Below are 12830 nucleotides of genomic sequence, written 5' to 3'. Positions count from 1 at the left end.
TGAAACCGGTTTTAAGAGGGGTGCCGGGTATTTCAGGTATGGCAAGGAATCAGCATGTGCGTTACCGCTTTCGCGTCGTCGCTCAAAGCGTGCTCAAATTTAGGTGAACGCTCACATTAGAATTGTGAGTGCTTACAGAAACCTGTGCGATTGCACATCGGTGCTCCTGTTCACGAACGGTGTCGTTCGTAGGGATTTCCGGTGGCCGTCGTTCGGGCGGAAGTGGGTCGCGCTGGCGAACGAAGAGGCTCCGGCGAAGCGGAAGCAGGAGCGAGAAGCGGTCGATAAAGGAGCGACCGGGTGTCACTCGATAACAATTCGATAACAAATATTGCGATGGCGCAACGATGATCCATCACAGTATTGCAAAGAAGCAAGGACCCAAGGAAGGAAACTCAGTGAGGAGAGTTACACGATTGGCGGCCTGCCTGACGGCGGTGTCGACGTTGGGCGCGGGGTTGATCATGCCGATCACCGCCGTGGCCGACGACGCGACGCCTGCGGTGCAGACGACCACGACCAGTGCGAACGTCAGGGCGGCGGCCAATACAGCGACGGCTGACCCGATTGCCGGCTTCGATTTCAATAGCGACCCGGACGATGGTGCATTCGCCAGTGCTCAGGGTGACGCTAAGGCCACCGTGCAAGGCACGGCGAATCTCGTCAACGGAAAAGATGACGACAACGGCAAGGCCGCCCAGCTCGGCAGCGGTTTCTGGCTGAACGTGACCAAGTCCGATGGCAGTGCACTGCTCAACGGTCTTGATGATGTGACGATCAGCTATGACAGCAAGGCGGCTGCGACCGGTGGCCAGTGGACTGTGTTTGCCGCGCCGACCGCCGGTGCGGTGAACGGCAGCGCCCCCACCTACGTCGGTGTGCTCGACCGCACCGACAAGACCCGCGTGGAACGCTATCTCAACGGCCGCGCATCCGACATCGCCACCATCGACAAGAACACCGGTACGAAGGATGCTTGGAAGCATGTCGATCTCGTCATCTCCGGCAAGACCGCGAAGCTCTATGTCGATAAGAAGTTCGTGGCGAGCAACGTGAACGGCGAGGATCTCAAGAGCATTCTTGGCGGCTCAGGTGGCGTGCTGCAAATCGGCAAAGGCAACTGGGGCAACGGTGAATACTTCACCGGTTTGCTCGACAATCTCACGATTTATGGCTCCGCGCTTTCCGCGGCCGATCTCGGCATCGCATCGCCTACTGCAATCGAGATCTCCGGTTCCAATGTGAAGGACGGCAAGCTGAGTCTCAAGGAAGGCAACTCCGCATCCCTGTCCGCAACCGTCACCCCTGAAGGCGCTGAGCCTACGGTGACATGGGAATCCAATAATCCGGCTGTGGCTACTGTGGATACCAACGGCAAGGTCACCGGCGTGAAGGCCGGCACCGCCACCATTACAGCGGCTTCCGAAGCTGACGCCGCCAAGACCGCCGAGCTCAAGGTCACCGTCACCGAGGTCAAGGCCGATGACGCCTACGGCTACGTGATGGTCCACTTCATCGAAAACAACAAGGGCTACGCCGAAAAGGTCTACCTCGACATCTCACGCGGTGATGACGCCACCCAGTGGGACACGCTCAACGGCGGCGAGCCGATTCTTGTGAGCAACGAATCCACCACCGGCGTGCGCGATCCGTTCATCGCCTACAACCCCGAGTCGAAGACCTACTACGTGCTGGCCACCGATTTGCGTGTGTTCGGCAGCGATAATGCCGGTTGGGGCACGTGGGCTACAGGTTACAGCACCAAGTTGCATGTGTGGTCGTCCAAAGATCTCATTCACTTCAACGACATGACGGAACTGGAGACCGCCACCGCCGACAAGTACACTGCCAATCCGAACAAGAGCCAGACGCTCACCGATTCCGTGACCGGCAAGACCATCTCCGAGATCGGCATGGCATGGGCTCCTGAGGCTACGTGGGTGCCGAACTTCTATGATCTCAACGACGACGGTCAGCTCAACGGTTCCGATAAGGACAACCCGAAGAACCAGCAGGGCGGCGCATTCGTTGTGTATTGGTCTGTCTCCGCCAAATACGATGGCGAGAACAGTCAGCCCGGCAAGAAGGTGACTCACGTGCTGTGGGCCGCCACCAAGGACTTCACCAATGAGACCTACATGTTTGGCGGCGTCTTCGTGCCTAACAGCAAGTACAACCGTGGCAACACCATCGACACCACGATGCTGCAGAACGGTTCCCGCACATACCGCACCACCGGTTCCGGCGTGATCTTCATGGAATACACCGATCGTGCCGATTGGTGGCGTGCCAACGACCAGGGCCAGTACGCGACCGACCCGGCCAAGGGCTGGGTGTTGCGCCAGACCAACATCGGACACACGCTCGGCAGCGCGCAGGAAGGTGCCAACGGTTTCAAGGTCAACGGCGAAAACAAGTGGTACATGTTCGTCGACAACTATGGATCTGTCGCCTCCGGTGCCCGCTACGGCTACAACCTACTCGAAGCCGACAACCTCGATTCCGAGAATCCGTGGAGCGTCCTGAAGGCCGACGATTACTTCCTCACCGCCAACACCAAGCACGGTGGCGTGGTCTCGCTCACCAAGGCCCAGTACGACGCGATCCGCGCGGCTGACGCCAAGGCTTCCGACAACGCCGACCTGAAGGCCGAGGATGTGACGGTGGATAAGGGTGCTGCCGATACGGACATCACTGCCAAGCTGCCGAAGACGCAGCAGGTCACTCTTGCCAACGGTTACGGCACTGCCAAGCGCGACGTGACGTGGGACGTTTCCAACGTCGACACCTCCAAGCCCGGCGAATACACCGTCACCGGCACGGTCGACACCATCGGTGCCAACGAGAACCATTGGAAGTGGACGAACGCCGCCGGCGAGTCGAAGACCGACGAGGACGACCTCATCAACTCCGGTGCGAACGCGAACAACAGCTGGAAGCAGACCGGTGGCTTTGTGGACAATGAAACCGCCAACAAGAACCGCACGCTATACAGCTCCACCGCCATCACCGTGACCGCTAAGGTGACCGTGACCGGCGAAACCGAGCCGACCGACCCGGATCTGCTTGCCGACTTCACGTTCGATGATGGCGATAAGACCTTTGACGGCGGCAACGCGACGGGCACCACGCAGGGCACCGCCACGCTCGCCGACGGCAAGGACGGCAAGGCCGCGAAGCTCAGCAAGAACTTCTGGCTCAACGTCACCGCCAAGAACGGCGACGCTCTGCTCAAGGGCAAGAACGACGTGACCATCAGCTACGACGTCAAGCCCGATGCCTCCAACAACACTGGCTGGACCTTCTTCGCCGCCTCCAACGCCACCAAGCAGGAGTACGGCAAGGAACACTACGTCGGCGTGCTCGACAAGACCACCGGTATTACCGTCGAACGCTACAACAACAACGACGGCAAGCGCGATTCCTCCGGCAACGTCTCATACACCAAGACGAACGCCGACTGGAAGCACGTCGATATCGTGATTTCCGGCGCAACCGCCAAGCTGTACATCGACTCCAAGCTGGTAGCCGTGAACAACAACGGCCAGAAGCTCGCCGACATCCTCGGTGCTGATGGCGGCGTGCTGCAGATCGGCAAGGCCAACTGGAGCAACGGCGAGTACTTCTCCGGTCTGCTCGACAACTTCAAGATCTGGGGCAAGGCCCTGAGCGACGACGAGCTTGGCGTGGAAAGCGCGAAGACCGACTACGCCGCCGCGCTCGCCATCCCGGCGCAAATCACCGGCGACCTGCCGAGCACTGTGCTGGGCAAGACGGTTACTTGGTCCGCGACCGGCGACGGTGCGAAGCTCGTAGCCGCAGACGGCAAGGTCACGCAGCCGAAGTCCGGCGAGAAGGCCGTGAAGGTCAAGCTCACCGCCACCATCGACGGCGTGGATAAGGCCATCACCGCCGAATCCGAAATCCTCAACAACGGCGGCGAAATCGCTTCCTACGTCAAGGATGTCGATCGCTCCGACCAGAACGGTGCCAAGTACGACCCGCTCGCCTACAACGACGATCGTCGCGCCGACTCGCTGTACGTGGCCGCCAAGGCCGCCGATGGCAGCAAATGGGAGACCCTGAACCGTTCGCAGTCGATTCTGTCGGTCAAGTGGGACGGCTCGCAGTCTGCCAAGCCGAATGCGCAGATGGGCTCGCCCGCTTTCTTCCGTGCGAAGGACGGTACCCTTGGTGTGGTTTCCTCGCAGAACAACGCCACCGGTGCGATTTACGTGTGGGATGGCAAGGGCGACGGTGCCACGTTCACCAACGAGCGCGCCATCACCGTGACCGACAGCTCCATGGTCACCAACCCGCGCATCGTCTATGATGCCGCCTCCAAGGGCTACAAGGTCTTCTGGACCGATGGCCTGAGCGGCGAAGGCCGTATGGCCACGCTCTCCGACCTGACTGCCAAGGCAACGGTCGGCGAGACGCTCAAGGCCGACGCGGTTGCGATGGGTGTGGGCGACGTGACCGAAGGTCTGCCCGCATGGGCCGGCGAAGGCCAGACCCGCGCATTCGCTGTGAGCTCCTCTGAATTCGATGCGTTCTACAAGAACTATGTCGATCTGCAGAACACCGGCGTTAAAGCTCTGGGCGGCGCAACCGTGGAGAACGGTGCTTCCGCCGAGGACGTCACCGCAGCGGTTTCCGGAACGCAGGCCACAATGACCTACAACGACGGCTCCACGAAGACCTTCAACGTCGACTGGAACGCCGATGATCTGGCCGCCGTGGACACCTCAAAGGCCGGCACGTATGAGGTCAAGGGCACTGTTCAGCAGACCACCGAGGCCATGTACAACGACGCTCGCGCCGATCCGGACATCTTCTACAACGAAGACGATGGCTACTACTACCTCACCGGTTCCACCTATGAGGTAAAGTCCACTGATTCGACCAACAACCAGAAGGACAGCTACCGTTCCATCGGCCTCAAGCGCGCCAAGACCATCAACGGTCTGAAGGATGCTGAGGAACACATCATCATCAAGCCGGAGAACGGCACTCCGGGCCACGAAGACCAGTACCCCAACTCGTTCTACGGTTGGAGCGCGTTCATTTGGGCCCAGGAGTTCCACAAGATTAACGGCAAGTGGTGGATTGTGGCCGGCTTCCACAGGGGTGCCTCGTCCACGAACGGTGGCTGGTGCAACAACACCATCCTCATCCCGTACACCGGCGACGAGCGGTCCATCAAGGATGGCGGATTCCTCGAGGCCGAAAACTGGGGCGAGCCGACCGTGCTGGAAGGCGCCGCATTCGACGTGACGTACTTCGAGCGCGAGGAGAACGGCAAGGCCCAGGGCTACTGGCTCTTCCCGAAGAGCGCAGGCCTGTACCTTGCCAAGGCAAAGATGGGCGATGGCGTCACTCCGCTGGTGGATGGCAGCCTTGAGCACATCTATCAGGCCAGCCAGCAGTTCGAGTACGGCAAGTATGCGCCTACCCCCGGAGACAACTCTGAAGGTTCTGATCAGGCAATCGTAGAGGCACCGTTCATGTTCGAACATGGCGACTACGTCTACATTGCCTATGCGGGTGCCACGGTGGATAAGTATTACAACACCAACGTGATGCGTGCCGCCAAGAATGCCGACCTGCAGGATCTGTCGAGCTGGACCACGGCCGACTTCCCGTCGTTCGACACCAACGACACCTACACCGGTGCCTACGGTGCGGATGAGGCCTCGTACGAGCGCAAGCAGGCCGGCCCCGGCCACATCTCGCTTGCACATGATGAGGCCGGCAACATCGTCATGGCCTACCACGCACGCCCCTACCCGGAAATTCACTCCGGTTCCGCAGCGGGTGGCCTGTTCGATCAGGACCGCAATACGTGGGCCAAGGCCGTGAACGTGCGCGCCAACGGCATGCTCGACATGTCGCTGACCAAGGATCAGGAGGTTGCTCCGGCCAACCGCACGGTGACCATTACGGTGACCGTCGGCGAGCCCGATACGCCGGTTGAGCCGTCCATCACCGGCATCCGCGTCAAGAGCGAGCCGACAAAGACCAAGTACACGGTGGGCGAGCAGTTCTCCGCCGATGGTCTTGTGATCGAGGCGACGATGTCGGACGGCACGGTGAAGACGCTCGATGCCGCCGACTACACGGTCGGCGACGTGGACATGTCCGCTGTGGGCACCAAGACCGTCACCGTCACGCTCAAGGCCAACGATCAGCTCACCACGTCGTTCGTGGTGACCGTGAGTGCCAAGACCGAGCCCGGTAAGCCCGGTTCGGGCGACGGTTCCGGCGATGGTGCAGGCAGCGATAACGGTAACGCTGGTACGGGAGCAGACTCCGGTCTGCCGTCCTCTGGTGCCGCCGTGCTCGGCCTTGGTGGTGCCGTGGTTGTGCTCGCCGTTGCCGGCATCTCTCTCACTATCTGGCGCAAGCGTCGCGCCTGAGCGGATCCAAATGCTCCCTCTCAGTCGGCTTCTGGCGGACGGAGAGGGAGCACCTAGTATCACCATAACTTCAATCTTCAATCCATAACTGAACACAAAACCAAAACCCACAATCAGAGGAGACATATGGGTAAGTGGAAGAAAGCGGTGGCAGCTCTTGCAGCTGTCCCGATGCTGATGGCGCTGGCGCCAGCAGCAAATGCGGTTGAATCGGATACCACCGATTCATCGGCCGCACAGCGGGCGCTGGCAGCAGCCCTGAAATCAAATGCCAAGGCATCGGCAGACAGTGATTTGCTTGCCAGCCTTGACTTCAACAACGTCACGGCAAGTGCCACTGGTACCTTCACCGATGAGGCAACCGGCACCAAGGCAACCATCAACGGTGCCGCCGCAGTAACTGCCAGTAAAGACGGCACTACCGCAGCTCAGCTCGGTTCTGGCTTCTGGCTGAATGTGACTAAGTCGGATGATTCGGCTGTGCTCAAGGGCCTGGATGCGGTCACGATTTCGTATGATTCCAAGTCCGCCAGCACCAATCAGGGCTGGTCGGTATTTGCGGCACCGAATACGAATGCGCAGACCTATCAGCAAGAGCGTTACCTCGGCGTGATGGATCGCACCACTTCGGTGAACGTTGAGCGTTACAACAACGCTGGTAAGCGCGACACCACCGGCAATGTGAGCAAGGATGGTCTCGCCAGCCAGTGGCGTCACGTCGATTTGGTCATCGACAAGGCCGCTTCCACGCTGTACATTGACGGTGAGCAGGCCGCAACCGTAGCCCCGGCTGATGGCGCGAGCTTCGCTCAGCTCACCGATATTCTCGGCGCAGACGGCGGCGTGCTGCAGATCGGCAAGGCCAACTGGGTGAACGGCGAGTACTACACCGGCGCACTCGACAACCTGAATATTTACGGCTCCGCGCACACTGCGGAGCAAATCAAGGAAGCCTACGATTCCACGAAGTCCGATGCCGCCAAGGCCGACGCTAACGCGCTGACCATCAACAACGGCAGCACCGATGCGTATTCCGACATCACACTTCCAGCCAAGGGTTCGGTTAATGGTTCCGCGATTACATGGAAGTCCAGCGACGCCAAGGTCATTACTGATGCTGCAGATGGCGACATCGCAGCCGGCGTCGTCACTCGCCAGAAGGCCGACGCCAAGGTGACGCTCACTGCCACCATTACCGATGCTGACGGCAACACGGAAACCAAGGAATTCGAGCTGACCGTCAAGGCCGCCGTCGAACAGCCGAAGACCACGGACTATCTGTTCGCGCACTTCACCGGCACCGAAGGCAGCACTACCGACGAGCAGATGTACTTCGCCACCAGCAAGGATGGCCTGAGCTGGCATGACACCCGCGAGTCCGGCGATCCGGTACTCAGCTGGAACAACAGCCAGACCGGCAACTCTCGTGGCAAGGACAACGGCGTGCGCGACCCGTATCTGGTCCGCTCTCCGGAAGGCGACACTGTCTACCTCATCGCTACCGAGCTGAGCATCCGCAACCGTGGCGGTTGGGGCGCGGCCGCGGCCACCAGCACCGGTAGCACCAACCTGATCGTGTGGGAGTCGCATGACTTCGTCAACTGGAGCGAACCGCGCGCCGTTGACGTTGCCTCTCAGATTCCGGGAGCCGGCATGGCTTGGGCTCCGGAAGCCCACTGGGATGATGTGAACAAGCAGTACATGGTGTACTGGGCCACCGCATCCGACTCCGACAACAAGTCCGGTGATCGCACCAACATGTACTACTCCACCACGCGTGATTTCGTGAACTTCACAACGCCTGTCAAGTGGATCGACCGAGTCAAGTCCGTTATCGATACCACGATGATTAAGGCCGATGACGGTTACTACTACCGTGTTTCCGGCGACACGTACCTCGGCATCGAGCGTAGCAAGGATCCGTATGCCACAACGCTCACCACTGGTGACACAATCGCGAATGGTTACTACAACACTGACAGTGATCCGAACCGGTGGACGCTTGTCGGTACCTTCGGAGACCTGACTGGTACCGGTCTGACCGGTGCGCAGCTGGAAGGCCCGGAGCTGTTCTTCTACAATGAAGATGACGTGCAGGCCAGTGATGCGGGCAAGAAGATGCTCTATGGTCTGATGTGGGACCAGTACGCAGCCGGTAAGGGTTACACCCCATACCGTTCTGCCGATTTAAGCAGCACTGATAAGGCTGATTGGGGCTTTGCCTCTGATGTGAACTTCGGTTCCCTGAAGAAGCGTCACGGCACCATCCTGCCTGTCACCGAAACCGAGTACAACGCAATCCTGAAGGTGTTCGACAAGAACAAGGACGCTGGGCCAGTCACTCCCGATGAGGACGGCTCCGGTCCGATTGCCGAGTATGACTTCGAAGACAGCAAGGGTACCGACACCACTGAGAACAACAACGACCTGACCTTCAACGGCAACGCCAAGGTCTCCGAGGATGCCGACAAGGGCAAGGTGCTTAAGCTCGACGGCTCTGACGGCACCTACGCCGAGTTCCCGAAGGGCCTGTTCGACGGCCGTGACAAGCTGACTGTGCAGATGGATGTCAAGTCGGAGATCAATAAAAACCAGTTCACGTTCGCTTTCGGCCAGAACTCCACCAAGTACTACTTCCTGAAGTACAACAACTCCGGCGAGCTCGCCAGCCGCATCACCACCAACTCGTATGGTGCGGAGGACGCGGCTAACGCTACGTTGTCTGGCAACGGCGCATGGCATCGTGTCACGGTCACGTTGGACGACAACGTGATGACCGTGTACTCTGACGGTGCGCAGGTGGCTCAGAACAAGGCGACCAAGAACAAGGTCACCGATTTGGGTAACGATCTGCTGGCCTACTTGGGCAAGTCCTTCTACAACGACCCATACTTCAAGGGTTCGTTCGACAATGTGAACGTGTGGAACCGCGCGCTCACTGCTCAGGAGGTCGAGAAGACCAGCCCGATTGCTCTGCAGGGTATTTCTGTGGGCACTGTGCCGTCTGACCCGAACTCGCTGCGTGGCACTGACGACCACTCTCAGGTCCGTTCCACCCTCGACTGGTCCACGAAGACCGTCACCACCGTGCTCAACCGCCGTGGCGGCGCGACCAAGGTGCCCGTCAAGGTGTCTGTCAACCGTAGCGACGACTCCATCAAGCTCACCCTTGATGGTCAGGCGTTCACCAATGGTGGTACGGCCGACCTGGCTAAGGACCGTACTTTGGTCGTTGATTTGGGCGACGGTGCGCCGCAGACCTGGACGCTGAAGAAGGTCACCGTGGGCAACAACCCGGTACTGCCCGGCCAGTACGCCGACCCGGACATCGACTACTTCGACGGCAAGTTCTGGATCTACCCGACCACCGACGGCTTCTCCGGCTGGAGCGGCAACTACTTCCATGCGTTCAGCTCCACCGACTTGGTGAACTGGACCGACGAGGGCGTGATCCTCGATGTCAATAAGGACCACCAGCCGACCACCGATGGCGATGAGAACACCGCCATCTCCCCGTGGTCCGTGGGCTCCGCGTGGGCGCCGACCATCGAGAAGAAGAACGGCAAGTACTACTTCTACTACTGCGCGAAGTTGCCGAACGGTACATCCGCCATCGGCGTGGCCGTGGCCGACAACCCGGCCGGTCCGTTCAAGGCCGCCGATCAGCCGCTGGTCACTCGCACGATGGAAGGCGTCACCGTTGGACAGGCCATCGACCCGTCCATCTTCACCGACCCGAACACCGGCAAGTCGTACATCCTGTACGGCAACGGTTCGCCCGCCATCGCCGAACTCAACGACGACATGGTGAGCATCAAGGCCGGTACGGTGAAGAAGCTCAACGGTCTGAACGGCTTCCGCGAGTCCGTGGTCGTCGCCTACCGCGACGGCAAGTACCACTGGACCTGGTCGTGCGACGACGCCAACTCCCCGAACTACCATGTGAGGTACGGCGTCTCCGATTCCATCGACGGCACCATCACCTACAAGGGTGTGCTGCTGCAGAAGGATTCCTCCAAGAACCTGCAAGGTACCGCGCACCAGTCCGACGTGCATGTGACCGACGCGGACGGCAACGACCGTTGGCTCATGGCCTACCATCGCCACTACACGCCGCTCGGCGTGTTCACCTCCGGCCTCGGCTACCACCGTGAAACCGCCATCGACGAGATCACCTTCGACGCGGACGGCCTGATGCAGACCATTCACCCGACCGACGAAGGCGTGTCCATTGAGATGGCCGATACGACGGCGCTTGATGGCGCGATTGAAGCGGCCGACAAGCTCGGCACCGATGGCTCTGCTTACACCGAGGCCAGCTGGAAGGCATTCGAGGATGCGCTCGCCGCAGCCAAGACGGCCAAGCAGACCTTCCTTGACTCCGGCCTGTCTCAGGCTGATGTCGATGCCGCCGCCAAGGCCCTGACCGACGCGCAGAATGCGTTGGAGGAGAGCCAGCCCGAGCCGGAGCACCCGGCCGCAGGCACGATCCTCTCCATCGCCGTGACCGCGCAGCCCGCCAAGGCCGAGTACAAGGTTGGTGAAGCGCTCGACGTTGCCGGTCTGGTCGTCACCGCGACCGTGGCCGATGGCAACGGCGGCTCCACCACCCGTGAGCTCGCCGCCGATGAGTACGAGCTGCTCGGCTTCGACTCCTCGAAGGCCTCCGACAAGGTGACCGTGACCGTGCAGTCTGTGGCCGATTCGACCAAGACCGCCACGTTCACCGTGAAGGTCGTTGCCGACGAGACGCCGACTCCGGATCCCGATCTGGCCACTGAGGAAGAGCTCAAGCAGCTCGAAGACGCCATTGCCAAGGCCGAAGCCGAGAAGCTGAACCAGGACGATTACACCGCCGATTCGTGGAAGGCCTACGCCAATGCGCTGGCCCAAGCGAAGAAGGTGCTCGCCAAGGAGAACGCCACCTCCACCGAGGTCCAGGATGCGATTCGTCACCTGACCGAGGCCCGCAAGGCCCTCGTGAAGGTCTCCGCTGATGGCAAGAAGCCGGGTGCCGTCATCTCCGACACTGGTGTCGCCGTCTTCGGCGTGGCTGGTGCCGTGGTGGTCCTCGCCGCCGCCGGTATTGCCCTGACCATCTGGCGCAAGCGCCGTATCTGACCCCTCATTTGCAAAAAACTCTCACTGAGCACTCCTCAGTGAGAGTTTTTTGCAATTGGGCCTTAGGGCTCATACCTATCTGGCGTTGGGGGCGCTTGTTACGGCTATGCAGTGCGATAGGTTTGGTTACTGCTCTGCGGTTTGTCGGGCAAGCCTAGAACAAGTTGACCAGGTACGACCAATGGTTGCACATAAGTGCGCATTGCATATGCAGTGCTATCCAGCCCAATGAAGTTTGCGATTTGTCGGCGGGCTCTCGGTGTTGCACAGAATTGCAGAATTGCGGCATTACGCTCTTCGGGCCGGATTCTGCGCCGGGAATTAGGCCTCTGACCGTTTGCCTGATAGTCCAGTCGGTTGAACGCTTCGTGACTCATAACGGATGGCAACGTAGTTCGGGCGAGAGGCGAATACAACGTGGCTCTGAACTCTCCACGAGTGTTTTCGAATAATGGAGCGGCCATTCCCGTTTCTGAAGCAAGTCTGCGTACGGTGGGGATACCAGAATAACGATTCTTCGTCACTCGTAGAACCTCCAGCGCATTTGCGATAACTGGATTGCGTGTATCTGGTTGAATAGTGCCAAGCTGATCGATGGTGAGCCTTCCATATAGGCTACCGGGATTGATGATGGTCATACGATCGTCGAGAATCTGCAGCTGTATCGGCATACCCTGTGTGTGGATGCTGTAGTCACGGTGTATGAGTGCATTTAATATCAATTCGCGGACGGCCTCAATTGGATATTCAGCGGCATCCATTCTTTCGCCGTTTTCGGGAGAGATGATAGTTGTTGTGCGAATATTCTTGCGTATAAAGGCGATGGCTCCGCGCAGCTGTTCGTCAAGCGGCCCCTCAATGCGAGCATTGTCGATGAACCGTTCTTCGTTTGGCCTTGTATCGCCGATTTGCGTGCCGGGGATTCGCGTTGCGATGATAGATAACTGAGGGAAGAATGCCTGTGGATACGTGGAAAATAGCATAATCCCGGCTAGTGTCGGCTTTCCGTTCCGCAAAACGCTGGTGAGTTCCAGAATGTGTGATTCGTCCATCCGCGCAAAATGTGGGCGCTCACTTTTGAGCGCGAGTTCATGCCGCAGTAGGGAGTCTTGGTTGAGGTCATCGGCTTCGGCGCGTTCCACGATGCGTATTTCGTCCTCGTATTTGCGGCGAAACGCTTCGTAGCTGTAGATTTCGTACTCTGTCATCTTTTGACGTTGTGTTTGAGATTTTCAGGTTGCCTCGGCGGCGCGATTGCGTGTTCATTGCAGCGACTCGATTGGCTCGCAA

The 12830-nt window shown here is 59.5% G+C and carries 3 protein-coding genes; 2 read left to right on the top strand and 1 reads right to left on the bottom strand.

What is annotated here, in order from left to right; translation table 11 throughout:
• Nucleotides 1-398: 398 nt before the first annotated feature.
• A complete protein-coding gene (locus tag BLLJ_RS09555; RefSeq protein ID WP_226746657.1) occupies nt 399-6419 on the top strand; it encodes a LamG-like jellyroll fold domain-containing protein in 6021 nt (2006 codons plus the stop codon).
• A gap of 126 nt (nt 6420-6545) precedes the next feature.
• Complete coding sequence (locus tag BLLJ_RS09550) at nt 6546-11540, top strand: family 43 glycosylhydrolase (RefSeq protein ID WP_013583007.1); 4995 nt, start codon at nt 6546-6548, stop codon at nt 11538-11540.
• Between the two features lie 104 nt (nt 11541-11644).
• On the opposite strand, the gene BLLJ_RS09545 is transcribed toward BLLJ_RS09550, so the two are convergent.
• Nucleotides 11645-12748 carry an ATP-binding protein gene (locus BLLJ_RS09545; RefSeq protein WP_007057436.1) on the bottom strand — a complete coding sequence of 368 codons (1104 nt, stop codon included), beginning with the start codon at nt 12746-12748 and terminating at the stop codon, nt 11645-11647.
• Nucleotides 12749-12830: the final 82 nt, after the last annotated feature.

Source organism: Bifidobacterium longum subsp. longum JCM 1217 (assembly GCF_000196555.1).
Lineage (GTDB): Bacteria > Actinomycetota > Actinomycetes > Actinomycetales > Bifidobacteriaceae > Bifidobacterium > Bifidobacterium longum.
This window is presented reverse-complemented; position numbering and strand designations above follow the sequence as displayed.